The following is a 16,194-nucleotide window of genomic DNA, read 5'->3' as shown; positions in this document are numbered from 1 at the left end:
GAAGGGCGGAGGAACGCGTGGATCGCTCGGACGTGGTCGCCGAACTCGAAAAGCTCGCGCGGGACCGGGATTCCCGGGACGAACTCGCCGAGCTGCGGAACCGGTTCACCATCCCCGACGGGGTGTCCTACTTGGACGGCAACTCGCTGGGACCGCCCTGCCGCACCACGTCCGCCGCGCTGACCGAACTCGTCGACCGCCAGTGGGCTCCGGCGCTGATCGAGGCGTGGGAGCGCCACGACTGGTGGTCGGCGCCGCGGCGGGTCGGGGACCGGATCGGCCGCGTTCTCGGCGCCGCCGAGGGGCAGGTGGTCGTCGGCGAGTCCACTTCCGTGCAGATCTTCAACGCCCTGACCACCGGGTGCCGCCTGGCCGCGGGGCGGGAGGTGGTGCTCGTCGACGCCGACCACTTCCCGACCGACCTGTACCTGAGCCGGTCGGTGACGCGACTGCTCGGGCTGCGCCCCCTCCGGGTCCCGATGGGGGACGCGGTGGGCGCGCTCGATGAGCACGGGGACGAGGTGGCGGTCGTCTTCTGCTCCGCGGTCGACTTCCGGACCGGCGAGCTCGCCGACATCCCGGGGGTGACCGAGGCCGCCCACCGGCGCGGGGCGCTGGTGCTGTGGGACCTCTCCCACGCCGCCGGGCTCGTGCCGCTCGAACTCGACACCTGGCAGGTCGACCTCGCCGTGGGCTGCACCTACAAGTTCCTCAACGGTGGTCCCGGTGCGCCGGCTTTCCTGTACGTGTCGCACCGGCACCAGGATTCCGCCGATCCGGTGCTCACCGGCTGGCACGGCCACCGGGCTCCGTTCGGCATGGACCCCGAGTACCAACCGGCGGAGGGCATCGACCGCTTCCGCATCGGCACCCCGCAGGTGCTGTCGATGCTCGCCCTGGAACACGCCCTCGCGGTGTTCGACGAAGTCACCACGGTCCGGTTGTGGGAGAAGTGCGGCGAGCTCGCCGACTTCTTCCGGCACTGCTTCGCGCAGCTGTGCGGTGATCTCGACCTGACGATCGTGACGCCCGCGGACCCCGCGCGCCGAGGCGGTCACATCACCGTGCACGCCCCCGAGGCGGCGCGCCGTTGGAAAGCGCTGGCCGAGCGCGGCGTCCTCGGAGACCTGCGGAATCCGGACATGCTCCGCTTCGGCCTGAGCCCGCTGGTCGTGCGCTTCTCCGACGTCGCGCGGGCCGTGACCGAGCTCGCGGACATCTCGCGGACCGACGCCCACCTCGACGACCGCTTCGCGGGCACCGGTCTCATGGGATGACCGAATCGCTCGACACCCCGGGGTGCGGGGGGGGTGTCGAGTCGGTCGGCGAGCCCGCCGGGCATCGACGAACTTGTTCGTTACGAACATGTTCGTTAGGCTGCGCACGTGACTCCGCGCTCCCCGGCTCCCCGCAGCCGCCGCGAACGGCCCGCCAAGCCCGCTCTGACCTACGACGGCATCATCGCGACGGCCGTCCGGCTCATGCGGGCCGAGGGGCTGTCGCGGGTGACGATGCGTCGGCTGGCGCGGGAACTCGACACGGGCCCGGCCTCGCTGTACGTCTACGTGGCCAACACCGCCGAGCTGCACGCGGCGATCCTGGACGAGCTGCTCGGCACCGTCGACCTGGGACCGGTCACCGCGGACGGGGATTGGCGGGACCGCCTCGCGGCCGTGCTCGGCTCCTACACGCGCGTGCTGTTCGACCACCCGAGCCTGGCGCAGTCGACGCTGGTGGCGCGCCCGTCCGGGCCGCACTACCTGGCGCTGGTCGAGGCGCTGCTGGAACTGCTGGCGCAGGGCGGTGTTCCGGACGCGCAGGCCGCCTGGGGAGTGGACGTGCTGCTGCTGGTGGCGACCGCGGCGGCCACCGAGCAGTCGGTCCGCGACGGTTCCGAGCACGCCGAGCAGGAGCACAACGCGCTCGTCGCCGCCGTGCGGGGCGCGCCCGCCGCGACGCATCCGCGCATCGCCGCGCTCGCGGACGACCTCGTGTCCGGCACGCCCGAGACCCGTCTCGCGTGGTTCTTCCAGGCGATCGTCAACGGCGCCCGGCACACCACCCGACACGATCGCTGAGCGAGGGAGACCATGCCCCAGCACCACCCCGTCGTCATCGTCGGCGCGGGACTGGGCGGCCTGAGCCTGGCCCGCATCCTGCACGTGCACGGCATCGAGGTGGTCGTCTTCGAACGCGAGGCCGACCGGCACGCCCGCACCCAGGGCGGCATGCTCGACATCCACGCCGAGACCGGCCAGGTCGCGCTGCGCGCCGCCGGACTCCAGGAGGACTTCCTCGGACTGGTGCTGCCCGGCGGGCAGGCCACGCGCATCCTCGACAAGCACGCCACCGTCCTGTTCGAGGAGGTCGACGACGGTCGCGGCACCCGACCCGAGGTGGACCGCGGCCGGTTGCGCGACCTGCTGCTCGACTCGCTCCCCCCGGGCGTGGTGCGCTGGAACGCCGCGGTCAGCGGGATCCGCTCGCTCGGCGAGGGGCGTCACGAGGTGATCCTCGCCGACTGGAGCCGGTGCACCACCGATCTCCTCGTCGGGGCCGACGGCGCCTGGTCGCGGGTCCGCCCGCTGCTGTCGGCCGCCGAACCCGCCTACACCGGCGTGACCCTCGTCGAGACCCGCCTGACGGACGCCGGCACCCGCCACCCCGCCAGCGCCGCGCTCGTGGGAGGCGGCACGGCCTTCGCGCTCGACGGCGGCAAGGGTTTCTTCACGCACCGCGAATCCAGCGGCGACGTGCAGGTGGACGCCGCCCTCAGCGTGGCGCGGGACTGGTTGTCCACTGTGGACTTCGATGACGCGGTGGCCGCGAAGGAGGCGGTGCTGCGGCACTTCACCGGCTGGCACCCCGCCCTCCGGGCCCTGGTCACCGACGCCGACGGACCGTTCGTCCCGCGTCCGATCTTCGCCCTGCCGGTGGGCCACCGCTGGAACCGGGTGCCGGGCGCGACCCTGCTCGGAGACGCGGCGCACCTCATGACGCCGTTCGCCGGCGAGGGAGCCAACACCGCCATGCACGACGCCGCCGAACTCGCCCGCGCTCTCGTCGAGCACCCCGACGACGTCGAGGCGGCGCTCGACGAGTACGAGAACGCGCTGTTACCCCGCGCCGAAGCCGCGGCCGCCGCCTCCGCCACCGGTCTGGCCACCTGCTTCGCCGATGACGCGGCGCAGCGGCTGGTGGCCGCGTTCAGCGCGTGACGGTCACCGCCCGCGGACCGAGCCCGATCAGCACCGCCCCGCTGGTCGTTCCGATCCGACTCGCCCGACGACCGGCTGCGCGGACACCCCCGGTAACCGCGCGCCCGGAGGGCTCATCACCGGCGCCGGGCGCGCCGGGCACGACAACGATGCGGTCGCGATCGTCGGTAACCGCCTCCCCCCGACCGGACGAAGATCATTAGAGTGGCGGCGGTGGGAACGGACCTGCAGGATCGAGGACTGCCGCGATGACCGACTGGATTCCCGAGGGCGCCGACGTGACCATCCCGAGCGCCGCGCGGGTGTACGACTGCTTGCTCGGCGGTGGCCACAACTTCGAGGCCGACCGAACCTTCGCCGCCAAGGCCAAGGAGGTGTTCCCCGGCGTCGACCAGGCGTGCCGCGCCAACCGGGCCTTCATGCGCCGCGCCGTGCTGCACGGCCTGCAGAGCGGAGTGCGCCAGTTCCTCGACATCGGATCGGGCATCCCGACGGTGGGCAACGTGCACGAGATCGCGCACCCGGTCGACCCCGAGGCCCGCGTCGTCTACGTCGACAACGAGGCCGTGGCCGTCGCGCACTCCGAACTCATCCTCGACGGCAACGAGCGCGCCACCATCGTCAGCGCCGACATGTGCGACCCGGACGCGCTGCTCAAGCAGGCCGAGCGGCACCTCGACTTCGACCAGCCGATCATGCTGCTGATGCTCGCCCTGATCCACTTCATCCCGGACACCGAGCGTCCCGCCGAACTCGTCGCCCGCTACCGCGACGCGCTGCCGCCCGGCAGCCACCTCGCGATCACCCACGCCACCGCCGACGCCCGCCCGGACGAGATGAGCCGGCTGGAGGCGCTGTACGCCACCAGCAGCAACCCGGCCGTCGCCCGCACCCGGGAGTGGATCACCGACCTGTTCGGCGACTTCGAACTCGTCGACCCGGGTGCCGTCTTCGTCCCCGAATGGCGCCCCGACCACGACACCCTCAGCCACCCCGAGAACTACATCTTCTTCGGCGGCGTCGCGCGCAAGGCCGCCTGAGGCGGACCGCTTTCCCGGCACTCGCCGCGGAGGGTCGGGGCCGGGTACCGTGATCGCGCACGGGGCAGCGCGACGCTGGAGTGAGAACGATGCTGTGGACGATCATCGGATGGCTCGTGTTCGGGCTCATCGCAGGTTTCATCGCCCGGGCCGTGGTGCCCGGCAAGGACGACATCGGGCTGCTGATGACCATCGTCATCGGCATCGTCGGCTCGGTGGTGGGCGGCTTCCTGTTCGGCCTGCTCACGGTCGGACTCCGCGGCTTCCAACCGGCCGGCTGGATCGGCTCGGTGATCGGCGCGGTCGTCGTCCTGGTGATCTACAACAAGGCCACCGGGCGCAAGCGGCTGCGACGCTGACCCGGGCTCAGAGCCTGTCTTCGAGCTCTTTTTGGGTGGCGGCGCCGGGAGCGGTGCAAGTGGCGAGACCACTCGCCGAAAGAGAAAGCGGCTGGCGCCGCTTACCACGCGGGTTCCGGAACCAAGTTCACAGACGGGTGCTCAGTCGTCGTAGGGGTCGTCGTTGGCGGCGACGCCGAATCCGGCGGCCTCGCTCGGATCCACGACCGCGAACCGCGCCCCGGTGGGGTCCCGCAGCACGGCGACCCGGCCGAGGCCGGAGTCGTAGGGGTCGACCCGGACCTTGCCGCCCAGGGCGACGGCGCGGTGCATGGTGTCGTCGGTGCCGACCTCCTCGTCCACCCCGAGGTAGACGAGCCAGTGCGGGTGGGCATCGGCGGCGAGGTGGTCGCGGATCATGCTGACGCGGGCGAGCACCGACTCCCCGCCGAGGTACCAGACCTCGTAGCCGGAGCGGTGCTCGGTGCCGAACTGCTCGGCGTCGTAGCCGAACAGGTGGGCGTAGAAGTGGTCGGCGGCCTGCGCCCGGATGGTCACCAGCTCCGCCCACATCAGGGTGCCGGGCAGGCCGACGTCGAACTGCCACGACGCGTCGGGTTCGAGCAGCCCGAACTCGTCGTCCGCCGGACTGCGCAGCACCAGCTTCACGCCCAGGTCCGGCACCCGGCTGCGGGGAACGGTGATCTCGGCGCCGAGCCGGCCGGCGCGCGCCGCGGTGGCCGAGCAATCCGCGGCGGCGAGGAACAGCCGCCACCGGGACCGGCCGTCGGAGGCCGAGCGGATGCTGGCGACGGGGAACCCGTCGTGGTGGGCGAGCACGTACGAGCCCGCGTGCTCGTCGTGGTGCGAGTCGTAGGACCAGTCGAACAGTCCCGCGTAGAACTCGCACGCCTTGTCGACGTCGGTGGTGATCAGCTCGATCCAGCACGGCATGCCCGCGAGAACGTCCCGCGAGTTCCGCCCAGGCATCGCGACAGGCACGTCCAGCCCCCCAGTGGAAAGCTCAAGATCAACCCGGCGGCTCCAGTATGCCTCGCGGTCCGCCGGTTGCCGACAGCCGCAGGTTACGATCCGGTCACCGGCGGGAGCCCGCACGCCGGCGGCGCGGCCGCCACCACCGGATCCGCGTCCACAGTGGACGAGTAAAAGCGCGCTCGCACCTGACGCCGTCCGCGCATCGGCACGCGACGCGCGAGCACGCGAGGGAGACCCGCGCCAGGCCGCACGGCTCGGCCGGGCAGCCGCCGCGGCGGTGCGCCCGCAGCCCGGCTGCCTGCGCCTTCGAACTCGGCGTCGGCGCCTTGACACCGCGCGGATCCGGTCGCACCATCGCTGGTGGTCCGCCAGCGCGGCCCCGGGCCACTGGGCCCCACGTCGAGAAGTTCCGCAGTCACCGACGGCCTTCCCCCGGACGAAGGGGACGACCCGGGTGACCACCCACCGGAAGCGGCATTGCGCCGCGCGGTGCTGGATCCGCAACGAGAGGGACGCCCCCTGCCGGCCGCAGCAGGTCCGCGGCCACCCACGACGGCGCCCCGGCCGCGAAGGAGGTGAGCGATGAGCACCGGCTCGTCGGGTCATGATCGACCCCGTTCCACGCCGCGCATCGACACCCCGCGCTCGCGGCCGACCCCTCCTGGCCACCGACCCCGCCGGTAGCGGGTCGCGCGTCGCGGCGCGGGCCGCGAGCCAGGAGGTACCACCGTGCTGTTCACGCTGACCTTCCACGTGCCCGGCAGCTCGGACATCACCGTCACCGACGACATGCTCACCCGCGCGCTCGGCGAGGCCGTTCGCGGGCTGGTGCCCGCCTCCGCGCTGCGGGACACCCTCGACCGCACCGCACCCTTCCTGCCCGCGATCGCCGCGGTCGCCGGCGCGGGTCCGGCCGGACAGCTGGCGGTCCAGGCGACGGTCGCGCTGGCGCGGCAGACCCTCGGCACCCCGCCGTCGAACGCCGCGGCACATTCGCCGAATGGTCCGAATTGGACGGATAACAGCGAAGAGTCCTGAGTGGATGCATCGGGAGAATTCCCGTTCCCACCTGGCACATTGGTGACGAATTTCGTCGCGCCACATCCGTCCCATTGGGCAACATGCGCAACTCGGACACCGAATTCCCCGAATTCACGGGAATCCTGCCCAGCGTAAGATGGGCGCGATCCGAAAATTACCCCGAGTGGAGCCGGATTTCGGAAGCGAAACGGGCGATCGGGGCCAACGAGGCGGACCGGATGGACGTCAACGATCACGCTTCCCGAGCCGTTCGCGGCGAACCGGACCACCGCACGTCGCGGCGCACCGAAGCGGTGATGCTCGTCTTCGCCGGGGTCGTGTGCACGGCCGCGTACGCCGCGGTCGACATCGGCCAGGGCCGGACACCGGCCTGGCCCGCGCTCGCGTTCGGCGGCGGGTTCCTCGCCGTCCTCGGTGCCGCGCACCTGGTGGTCCGGCGCTTCGCGCCGCACGCCGACCCGCTGCTGCTGCCGTGCACGGCGCTGCTCAACGGGCTCGGCGTGGTGCTGATCCACCGGCTGGACCTGGACAACGCGCCACCCGGCGCCTCCCCGGCCACCCAGCTGCTCACGGGCAACGCATCGACCCAGCTGGTGTGGACCGCGGGTGCGCTGGTGCTGTTCGCCGGGGTGCTGTGGCGGGTGCGCGACCACCGCCAGCTCGCCCGCTACTCCTACACCGCGGGCGTGCTGGGGCTCACGCTCCTCGTGCTGCCCGGTCTGCTGCCCGCCAGCATCTCCGAGGTCAACGGCGCGAAGCTGTGGATCCGCCTGGGACCGCTGTCCATCCAGCCCGGCGAGTTCGCCAAGATCCTGGTCATCATCTTCGCCGCCGCCTTCCTGGTCGCCAAGCGGGATCTGTTCACCGCGGCGGGCAGGCGGATGCTCGGGATGACCTTCCCCCGTGCCCGCGACCTCGCGCCGCTGATCGTCGCCTGGGGCGTGTCGGTCGGCATCCTCACGCTGGAGAAGGAACTCGGCGCCTCGCTGCTGTACTTCGGGATCGTCCTGGTCATGATCTACGTGGCCACCGAGCGGGCCTCGTGGCTGTTCGTGGGGCTGGTGTTCTTCGCGGGCGGCAGCGTCATCGCCTACCTGGTCTTCGACCACGTGCGGGCCCGCGTGCAGGTGTGGAACGACCCCTTCGCCTACGCCGACACCACCGGCTACCAGCTCGTGCAGGCGCTGTTCGGCATCGCCGACGGCGGACTGGTGGGCACCGGTCTCGGCCGGGGAGATCCGGGCATGGTGCCCTTCGCGGGCACCGACTTCATCAGCTCCACGATCCTGGAGGAGCTCGGCCTGGCCGGGCTCGGCGCGGTCCTCGTGCTGTACCTGGTGATCGCCGGTCGTGGCCTGCGCGCGGCGATCACCACCCGCGACGGCTTCGGCACGCTGCTCGCCGGCGGGCTGGCGTTCGGCCTGGTCCTGCAGGTGTTCGTCGTGGTCGGCGGGGTGACCGGGCTGATCCCGTTGACCGGCATGACGATGCCGTTCCTGTCGTACGGCGGCTCCTCCCTGCTGGCCAACTACGCGCTGGTCGCCGTGCTGCTGCGGATCTCCGACGCGGCGCGGCGACCGGCGCGCCCGGCACCGCGCATGGAACCGCTCGACCAGGCCCACACCGAACTGGTCCGCAGACCGCGGTTCACCGACCCCTGACGGAAGTCCACTGCGGACACCAGCGCCGCGGGTGGCCGCTGCGCCGCGCGGGGAGCGAGTGCCGCATCCGGCTGGAGTGACCGCTGTGCAACCGGAAGCGCAGACGGTCCACATCGGTCGGGACCCGCCGCCGACGGCGCGGTTACGCTTCTTGAGTGGGTTCGATCTCGGCCACCATCAGCACGGCCGCCGGAGTGTTCGCCGGGACCAACGTCGACGACATGATCGTCCTCGCGGTGCTCAACGCGTCCGCCCGGACGGACGGCCGTCCGCGGCCGTGGCAGATCTGCGTCGGGCAGTTCGCCGGGGTCGCGGTGCTGGTGTGCGTGTCGATGCTGGTCGCGGCGGGCATGGCACTCGCGCCCGAGCGGTGGATCTGGCTGCTCGGGCTGGTGCCGCTGGTGCTGGGGGTGCGCAAGCTGCTCGCCGCGTTCCGCGCCTCGCGAGCCGGCGAGCAGATCTCGCCGGTGGTCGTGCACGGCCTGCCCGGCGTGGTCGGGCTGACCATCGCCAACGGCGGGGACAACGTCGCCACCTACGCCCCGGTGTTCGCCACCACCGACGCCGGGGACACGGTCGTCACCCTCGCGGTGTTCACCGTCGGGGTCGCGCTGTGGTGCCTGCTGGGCGCCGGGCTGGTCGCGCACCGCAAGGTGACCGAGGCGGTCTCCCGCTGGGGCCACTGGACCGTCCCCGCGGTGTTCATCCTGATCGGCCTGTACGTCTTCCACAAAACCGGCGCGCTCGGATTCTGAGAACCGACCCGCTCACCGGGCGGTCGGCCTCCGGTGCAGACCCACCACCGGGAACAGCACCAACGCGGCCACCTGGATGCCGATCGCGACCGCGATCGCCGAGGAGGTGGAGTGGTCGTACAAGGCGCCCAGCAGCGCGGACCCGGCGAGCGTCGCCCCGCCGAACCCCGCCGCGAACAGGCCGTAGGCGGAGCCGCGCCGCGCGGTCGGAACCAGGTCGGCGACCGCGGCGCGCATGGTGGACTCCTGGATGCCGAGAACCGCGCCCCACAGCAGCACCCCGCAGATCGCGGGTGTCGGCGAGGAGTGCAGCGCCAACGGCGCCACGGCCGCCGACAGCAGCGGAACCACCACCAGGCTGCGCCGGCCGACCCGGTCGTAGAGCCAGCCGGTCGCCACGGCCGCCACCGCGTCGACCCCCATCGCCCCGGCGTAGAGCATCGGGACGACGGCGACCGGCACGAGGTGCCGCGCGACGAGGTGGAAGGAGAGGATTCCGAACGTCGCGTACCCCAGGGTCGTCAGCACCGTGAAGGCCAGGTACCCCCAGAACGCCTTGGGCAACCGACCGCCGCCCCGGGGCCGGGAGGCCCGCCGGTCCTCGCGGTCGGGCTCGTAGCCGCTGGGATCGGGAACGCGGACTCGCAGCCGCACCAGCAACACCATCGTCACCGCGCCCGGCACCGCCAGCGCCCAGAACGAGAGGCGGTAGTCGTCGGGGGAGGCGGCCAGGATCGCCGCGACGGCCAGCGGGCCGGCGATGGCGCCGATCTGGTCCAGCGCCTCGTGCACCGCGAAACCGCGCCCCCGGCCGACCGCGCCGGCGGCGTGCGAGAGCAGCACGTCCTTGGCCGGGCTGCGGACGGCCTTGCCCGCCCGTTCGGCCAGCACCAGCGCGGCCGCCGCCCACAGGGCCGAGGCGAACCCCAGCAGCGGCACGGCCAGCACGGTCAGCCCGTAGCCGACCAGCGTCAACGGCCAGTACGCGCGGGTTCGGTCGGCCAGCGGGCCGCTGCCCAGGCGCCCGGCGAACGCGCACGCCTCCCCCAGGCCGGTGATCACACCGACCGCGGTGGCCCCGGCGCCGAGCGAGGCGAGGAACGGGCCGGTCACCGCCCGGGCCCCCTCGTACACGACATCCGCGAGGAGGCTCACCACGCCGAACGCCGTCACGAACCGCCACGCCGACGGAAGTGCGCGACGACCCGTCACAGTCACGGCCCTGAGCCTAACCGCCGTCGCGAGCAGACGGGGTGGTGAATTTCTGGCCGGGGGTCACTCCGCGCGGTGCAGCGCCGCGGCCGCGATGACGACCGCGAGCGCCGCCAGGGGCAGGACCGGCACCAGTCGCGGTGCCACGAGCAGCAGTCCCCCGCCCGCGGCCGCACCCGCCGCGGCGGCGGCCAGGATCGTCGTCGCCCGGACGTCGAACTCCGACCGCCCCGGCGCGACCAGGCCGGCCACGACGCCGGTCAGCATCCCGGTCAGGTAGGTCGTGGACACCTTCGTGCGCCCGCCCAACCCGCGCATCGCCGCGCTCTGCAGCCCCATGCCCAGCGACGCGAGCCCCAGCAGGGCGAGCTGCCAGGCGCCGTCCGGGTGCGCGTCGGTCACCACCCACCCACCGGTGAACGCGGCGATCACGGCCGCCTCGACGACCAGCACCGCGGTGACGCGCGGCGGCCACACCCGGCCGCGCGGGCGCGGAGGCCCGGTGATCCGGCTCCCCACCGCGGCGCCCGCGATGTAACCGGCGAACGCGAGCGCGGTGTGCACCGCCAGCGGGGCCGACACCCGTGCGACGGCGAGGCCGAGCAGCACGAGGTTGCCGGTCATCACGCTGCTGAACACCTCGCCGAGGCGGGTGAAGCTGATGACGTCGACGGCCCCGGTGCCGAACGTCAGCACCACGGCCAGCGTCCCCAGCGGAAGCCGTCTGCTCCCGGGCACCGCACCTCCCCGCTTCGCCCTCGCCCCGCACGGCGCGGGACGACCGACGCCATCCTACGATCCACAGTGGACTTGCGACGGGACGGCGCCGCGGGCGTTCGCGGCTCAGCGGCGCCCGAAGCGGGCGAAGGCGTCGCGCACGACCTGCTCGGCGGACTCGCGGTCCTGCCAGCCGCGCACCTCGGTGCACTTGCCGGGTTCGATCTCCTTGTACACCGCGAAGAAGTGGCCGATCTCGTCGACGAGGTGACCCGGCAGGTCCGCGAGGGAGGCGACGTGCTCCTGGCGCGGATCGCGCGCCGGTACGCACAGCAGTTTGGCGTCGGGCCCGCTCTGGTCGCGCATCCAGAACACGCCGACGACGCGGGCGGCGATCTGGCATCCGGGAAAGGTCCGCTCCGCGACGAGCACCAGCGCGTCCAGCGGTTCGTCGTCCTCCGCGAGGGTTTCCGGCACGAAACCGTAGTCCGCCGGGTACTGCGTGGCGGTGAACAGCGTCCGGTCCAACCGGATCCGGCCCGCGCCGTGGTCCATTTCGTACTTGTTGTGGGACCCCATCGGCGTCTCCACGACGATGTCGAGCTCCATGGTGCGCCTCCCCGAGGACTCCAGGAAACGCCGACCGCGCAGCCGGTGCAAGCCTTCCGGCCGCCGGCGGTCACGAACCCTCTTCCTCCCGCTGGATCCTGGCCCGGCGCTGCCGCTCGCGGTAGCCGTAGGCGGCCTGGCGCACGGCGGCGTCGCTCTCCAGGCTGGACCCGAGCGCTCCCGCGACCACGCCCATCGTGGTGAACGCCCAGGCCACCGCCAGGTACGTGGGCCAACCGGTTGGATGCCCGAGGATGCTCGTGAGCAGGCTGGAGGGGATCAGGAACGCCACCGCGCCGACGTTGACGGCGAACAGGCCGAGGTAGGTGCAGCCGACGCCGAGCGTCAGCGTCAACACCGTGGAGACGTTGTAGAGCAGCGTGAGCTCGCGGTCGGCCACGGCGCCGCGGCCGCGCCGCTCCCACAGGTGGTGGGCGGCGATCAACCAGCCGACCAGCAGTGCGACCGATCCGGCACCGCCGATGACCTGCCGCCACGTGTCGATCCGGTCGGCGATCTGCCAGATCGTGCTGGACGAGAAGCCGAAGGCGCTGGTGGCCACCGCGGCGGCCAGTGCGCTGGTGAGGCCGAAGACGAGCCGCCACGGCCGGTTGGTGCGCACCATCCCGGTCAGCAGCCGAGCCCGGCCGCGGCGACGGGTCGCGCTGTAGCGGACGTCCACGCGGCCGGGCTCGGCGGTGGTCGACAGGCGTTGGATCGGGGCGACCAGTTCGGTCAACCGGCTGTCCAGGCCGTGGCGGCGCTGGTCGGGGCCGCCGTCGGCGCGCGGTGCCCGGGCGAAGTCGTCGAGCAGTTGGCGGACGACCTGCTGGGCGCGCCGGAAGGGTTGGGCGGCGCCCAGGGCGGGCAGCGAGATCACGCCGACGTGCTCGTCGAGGTCCACCTCGGCCAGCACCGGCCGGCTCCCCGCCCGGACCGGCAGGTCGGTCACGCAGATCGCGCAGTCCCAACCGTGCGCCTGCCGCTGCTCCCGGGCCGCCCGCAGGATCTCGCTGATGCTGCTGCGACCGGCGGTCACCGGGTCGACCACGACCTCCACCGACCACTGCTGCTCGTCGGGGGTGTCCTCGGGCACCGCCTCGGCGAGGTACTCGGCGACCTCCTGCGGCAGGTCCGGGTCCGCGATGAGCCCGAGCGTCGGGCCGTCGTGCCCGGAATCGGACTCGGAACCGGACTCGCCCATGATCGGTACTCCTTCGCCGCGGTGGCCGTGGTTCACCGGGAAGCCGAACCCCGCCTCGTCCGGCACCCTCTGGGACATGCATGGTGCAGACGCGTTCGGTTTCCACAACCCGGTCGTCCACGAGCTCAGCCTGGCGGGATGGCTGATCAGCACCTGCCATCGGCACGAGGAGTCCTGGGCCGAACCGGAGACGCGCGGGCACATCCTGCGGTGCTGCGGCGAAGTCGTGGGGCGCGTGGGTGAGCTCGCCGACCTCCTGTGCGACCGCGACCCGGAGGTGGCCGACGAGGTGCGGCGGCTGGCGACCCTGCTCGCGCACCGCGGGCAGCAGCTGGAGGGCTCCGGCGACTAGGGAGTGTTTCGGAAGTGCTTTGCGTGGCGGTGCCGGTGGCGGAACCTCAGTGCCTGTCTTTGAACTCGTTGTGCGTGGCGGTGCCGGGAGCGGAACCTCAGCGGCCGTCTCGACTCCGGGAGCCCCGACTCATGTATGCCCAATACACAGCGTCGGGGCTGTCCTCGCGAGACGACCGCTGAGAACCCGCGGCGGTGCTGGCTGCGAGACCACTCACCGAAAGAGAAAGCGGCTCACGCCGCTTACCACGACCCGTCGGAACCAAGTTCAAAGACAGGCACTCAGCGTCCCGCCCGTCACCCGACCACCACCCCCCACGGAGGCGCTGACGCGCCGCTGCGCCCATCGGAGAACCCGCGGCGGTGCGAGCTGCGAGACCGCTCACCGAAAGAGAAGCGGCTGACGCCGCTTATAAAACACGCGCTAGTGCGGGCGGTGGGAGGATTCCCGCCCGCTCGCTGACGTCGGGTGCCCACGTCGTGACCTCCTCGTCCAGCCCGGGTGCCAGCACGCTGGTACCCGGGCCCGTCGCCACGGCAAACCCGCCTGCCCGGTGACCTTCGCCATGGTGTGCGAGTCGGGCGGTGCTGTTCGAACCGCCGCCGGTGCACCGCGCGCTCAGGACCGCTGCGCGTCGGCGCGGAACGCGAAGTGCAGGTCGTAGCACGCCGAGGGGCTGCGCAGCAGCGAGCGTTCGAGCGCTTCCTCGGCGCGGTGCAGCCTCTTGCGCACGGCCGGGACGGAAATCCCGAGGACGGCCGCAGTGCTCTCCAGGTGCGTGCCGTTCTCGATCCAGACGCGCGCGGTGTCGAGCACACCGGACGGCGCCTGCACGAGCGGCCGCAGGAAGCGGTTCGCCCACGCACGCACGGCGGACGCCGCCAGGATCGCACCGAGATCGTCCCACCGGTCGTCGTCGGCGGGCTCCTCACCGACGGCGTCCAGCAGACGCAGCGCCAGGTCGGTGCCGGCCCGGCCCGCGAGGCCGTGCAGGTCCTGGCCGAGCAGACCTTCGATCCTGTCGATCCGGGCGGCCAGCGTGTTGCGGTGGATCTTCAGCTGCCGCGCCGCGTGGCGGTGGAACGCCAGCCAGGAACGCAGCGTCGCGCGCAGCTCCTCGGCCGTCGGGTCCTGCGGACGCCGCGGACGGTGCCCGGTCAACGGTGCCAGCACACCCTCCGCCCAACGACGACCGCGACACCCCACCACAGCCGCCAGATCGGTGTCCGGCCTGAACGTCGCCTGCCACCGCGGCCCGGTGCGGGCACGCGCCAACGCGTGGAACGCCTGCCGATAGGCAGCCGGAACCTGGTGCAGGTGCGCGGTGCGGCTCGCCCCCACGCTGATCCGGTCGGACGGCGAGAACAGCTCACCGAACGGGACGCGCTCATCATCCCGACCATCAGCCGGGACCAGCGCGATCAAATGTCCACTATAGACAGGACAGCGCACGATCCAAGCCCGCCCCCGGGTGGCCTCGGCCAGACGAGCGGCCAGCACCTCCCGGATCCCGGAGGCCGCCTCGACCACCGCCACGCGCACCGACTCCGGCAACGCATGCCCCAACGCGCTCGCGGTCTGATGGGCGGCCTGCTGCTGACCGACCATCAACATGTGCAACACGGCCTCGCGGACCGCGCGATCGGCCCGGTCCAGACGCCCGGCACGCCTGCGCCCCGCCCAGTTCTCCCAGCACAGCCGCAACAGCCGCAGCGCGTCATCGAGGAACGGCCCGTGCGCCGCGGAACCGGCCTGCTCCCCCACCACGACCAGGACCGGTGAGGCCGGTTCGGGACCGAGCGCGAACGCCCACACCCGCTCCGAGCCCGCATCGATCGCCAACGACCGAGCCCCGCCGGTGAGCATGCGTTCGACACCCGCCGTGATCGAGCGCAGCACCGGGCCGGGCGGCTCCTCGGGGAACGCGTGCAGGACGCGGCGTCGGGGGTCCAGCAGCACCGCGGTCGCACCGAGCTCCCGCGCGACCCGGCGCACCAGGCGCTCCAGCCCGTCGCGCCCGGTCGCGTCGCGGTGCAGCAGGCGGAGCCGCTCCAGCTCACCCCGAGCGGCGGATCCGCCGTCACCGACCGCAAGCACGGCAATCCTCCCGCGAAGCTCCTACTCGTCAGGCGCCTCCACGGTATCGCACGGCACGCTGAGTGATCACCCTCGGAATCCCGTCGCCCGGCGCGGCTCCGCGCGGCAGGATATCAGTCCACATTGGACTAATGTGGGGTCCGGCGAAGCGCGGGCGGTGCGGGACCACCCGCGCCCGGCCGGTCAGCGGGTGGTGTAGCCGCCGTTGGGGAACAGGGTCTGGCCGGTGAACCACCAGCCCTCGGTGGCCAGGAACCGGATGATCGGCACGATGTCCTCGATCTGGGTCAGCTGACCGCCCATCGCCTGCGACTTGTGGAACTCCACCCGCTCCGGGGTCTCCTGCGGGTAGAAGAACGGCGTGTCCATCGGCCCCGGAGCCACCGTGTTGACCGAGATCCGCCGGTCGGCGAACTCCTTGGCCGCTGCCCGCGTGAAGTGCTCCAGCGGCGCCTTGCCGCCAGCGTAGGTCGAGTAGCCGTCGGTGAACGCCGCCAGCAACGACGTCCCCAGGCTCACGATCTTGCCGCCGTCGTTGAGCCGGCGGCCCGCCTCCTGGATGAAGAAGTACGCCGCCTTCGCGTTGATCGCGAACATCCGGTCGAACTCCTCTTCGGAGGTCTCCAGGATCGGCTTGCGCAACACCATCCCGGTGGTGTTCACCGCCACGTCGACCCCGCCGAACTCGTCGACCGCCGCGTCGAACAGCCTGCGGACGTCGGCGACGCGCGTCAGATCCCCCTGCACGGGGATCGCCTGGCCACCCGCGTCCCGCACCGCCTGGACGGTCTTGTCCGCGTCCGCCGCGCTGGCGTCGCTGTGGTGGTGCACCACGATCTTCGCCCCGTCCTGGGCCAGCGTGGTCGCCAGCAAACCACCGAGGTTCTTCGCTCCACCGCCGATCACGGCCACCTTGTCCACCAAGGACGCTCCAGCCATGCTCCGCGCTCCCTT

At 72.4% G+C, this 16,194-nt stretch carries 16 protein-coding genes; 9 read left to right on the top strand and 7 right to left on the bottom strand.

Going from position 1 to position 16,194, the window contains the following annotated elements; all coding sequences use genetic code 11:
- Positions 1-17: 17 nt before the first annotated feature.
- The 5 genes from kynU (at position 18) to NV263_RS12585 (ending at position 4,617) form a co-directional block, all read left to right on the top strand.
- Positions 18-1,277, top strand: coding sequence for a kynureninase (gene kynU / locus NV263_RS12605; RefSeq protein WP_263253233.1), 1,260 nt, complete (start codon positions 18-20; stop codon positions 1,275-1,277).
- 108 nt (positions 1,278-1,385) lie between these two features.
- Positions 1,386-2,078 carry a TetR/AcrR family transcriptional regulator gene (locus NV263_RS12600; RefSeq protein ID WP_263253231.1) on the top strand — a complete coding sequence of 231 codons (693 nt, stop codon included), beginning with the start codon at positions 1,386-1,388 and terminating at the stop codon, positions 2,076-2,078.
- 12 nt (positions 2,079-2,090) lie between these two features.
- Positions 2,091-3,218, top strand: a complete 1,128-nt coding sequence (locus tag NV263_RS12595) for an FAD-dependent oxidoreductase (RefSeq protein WP_263253230.1) — start codon at positions 2,091-2,093, stop codon at positions 3,216-3,218.
- A gap of 248 nt (positions 3,219-3,466) precedes the next feature.
- The gene (locus tag NV263_RS12590) at positions 3,467-4,258 is read left to right on the top strand and encodes an SAM-dependent methyltransferase (protein ID WP_263253229.1); all 792 of its coding nucleotides are present in this window, start codon (positions 3,467-3,469) and stop codon (positions 4,256-4,258) included.
- A gap of 89 nt (positions 4,259-4,347) precedes the next feature.
- Complete coding sequence (locus tag NV263_RS12585; RefSeq protein ID WP_263253227.1) at positions 4,348-4,617, top strand: GlsB/YeaQ/YmgE family stress response membrane protein; 270 nt, start codon at positions 4,348-4,350, stop codon at positions 4,615-4,617.
- 141 nt (positions 4,618-4,758) lie between these two features.
- Here NV263_RS12585 and NV263_RS12580 read toward each other — a convergent pair whose 3' ends face one another.
- Positions 4,759-5,586: a VOC family protein gene (locus NV263_RS12580; RefSeq protein WP_263253226.1), complete on the bottom strand. Its 828-nt coding sequence runs from the start codon at positions 5,584-5,586 to the stop codon at positions 4,759-4,761.
- A gap of 735 nt (positions 5,587-6,321) precedes the next feature.
- On the opposite strand from NV263_RS12580, the gene NV263_RS12575 reads away from it, so the two are divergent.
- The 3 genes from NV263_RS12575 to NV263_RS12565 all read left to right on the top strand — a co-directional run bounded on the left by NV263_RS12575 (position 6,322) and on the right by NV263_RS12565 (position 9,049).
- Complete coding sequence (locus NV263_RS12575; RefSeq protein WP_263253225.1) at positions 6,322-6,630, top strand: hypothetical protein; 309 nt, start codon at positions 6,322-6,324, stop codon at positions 6,628-6,630.
- A gap of 221 nt (positions 6,631-6,851) precedes the next feature.
- Positions 6,852-8,294: an FtsW/RodA/SpoVE family cell cycle protein gene (locus NV263_RS12570; RefSeq protein WP_263253223.1), complete on the top strand. Its 1,443-nt coding sequence runs from the start codon at positions 6,852-6,854 to the stop codon at positions 8,292-8,294.
- A gap of 155 nt (positions 8,295-8,449) precedes the next feature.
- On the top strand, positions 8,450-9,049 hold the full coding sequence (locus tag NV263_RS12565; protein ID WP_263253221.1) for a cadmium resistance transporter: 600 nt from the start codon (positions 8,450-8,452) through the stop codon (positions 9,047-9,049).
- 12 nt (positions 9,050-9,061) lie between these two features.
- On the opposite strand, the gene NV263_RS12560 is transcribed toward NV263_RS12565, so the two are convergent.
- From NV263_RS12560 to NV263_RS12545, 4 genes are all read right to left on the bottom strand, one after another.
- Positions 9,062-10,267 (bottom strand): MFS transporter, encoded by a 1,206-nt coding sequence (locus NV263_RS12560; RefSeq protein ID WP_263253220.1) that lies wholly within the window; start codon positions 10,265-10,267, stop codon positions 9,062-9,064.
- A gap of 57 nt (positions 10,268-10,324) precedes the next feature.
- Positions 10,325-10,999, bottom strand: a complete 675-nt coding sequence (locus NV263_RS12555; protein WP_263253219.1) for a YoaK family protein — start codon at positions 10,997-10,999, stop codon at positions 10,325-10,327.
- A 105-nt stretch (positions 11,000-11,104) separates the two neighbouring features.
- Positions 11,105-11,587 (bottom strand): inorganic diphosphatase, encoded by a 483-nt coding sequence (locus NV263_RS12550; RefSeq protein ID WP_263253217.1) that lies wholly within the window; start codon positions 11,585-11,587, stop codon positions 11,105-11,107.
- Positions 11,588-11,657: 70 nt separating this feature from the next.
- Complete coding sequence (locus NV263_RS12545; RefSeq protein WP_263253216.1) at positions 11,658-12,869, bottom strand: hypothetical protein; 1,212 nt, start codon at positions 12,867-12,869, stop codon at positions 11,658-11,660.
- Here NV263_RS12545 and NV263_RS12540 point away from each other — a divergent pair.
- On the top strand, positions 12,868-13,143 hold the full coding sequence (locus NV263_RS12540; RefSeq protein WP_263253215.1) for a hypothetical protein: 276 nt from the start codon (positions 12,868-12,870) through the stop codon (positions 13,141-13,143). The two genes, NV263_RS12545 and NV263_RS12540, sit on opposite strands and share 2 nt — an antisense overlap.
- A gap of 618 nt (positions 13,144-13,761) precedes the next feature.
- On the opposite strand, the gene NV263_RS12535 is transcribed toward NV263_RS12540, so the two are convergent.
- A complete protein-coding gene (locus NV263_RS12535) occupies positions 13,762-15,240 on the bottom strand; it encodes a helix-turn-helix domain-containing protein (RefSeq protein ID WP_263253214.1) in 1,479 nt (492 codons plus the stop codon).
- Positions 15,241-15,423: 183 nt separating this feature from the next.
- Positions 15,424-16,179, bottom strand: coding sequence for an SDR family oxidoreductase (locus NV263_RS12530; RefSeq protein ID WP_263253212.1), 756 nt, complete (start codon positions 16,177-16,179; stop codon positions 15,424-15,426).
- Positions 16,180-16,194 lie beyond the last annotated feature (15 nt).

Source organism: Saccharopolyspora rosea, assembly GCF_025643595.1.
Lineage (GTDB): Bacteria > Actinomycetota > Actinomycetes > Mycobacteriales > Pseudonocardiaceae > Saccharopolyspora > Saccharopolyspora rosea.
Note: the sequence above shows the minus strand (reverse complement) of the source record. Positions and strands in the feature narration are given on the sequence as shown.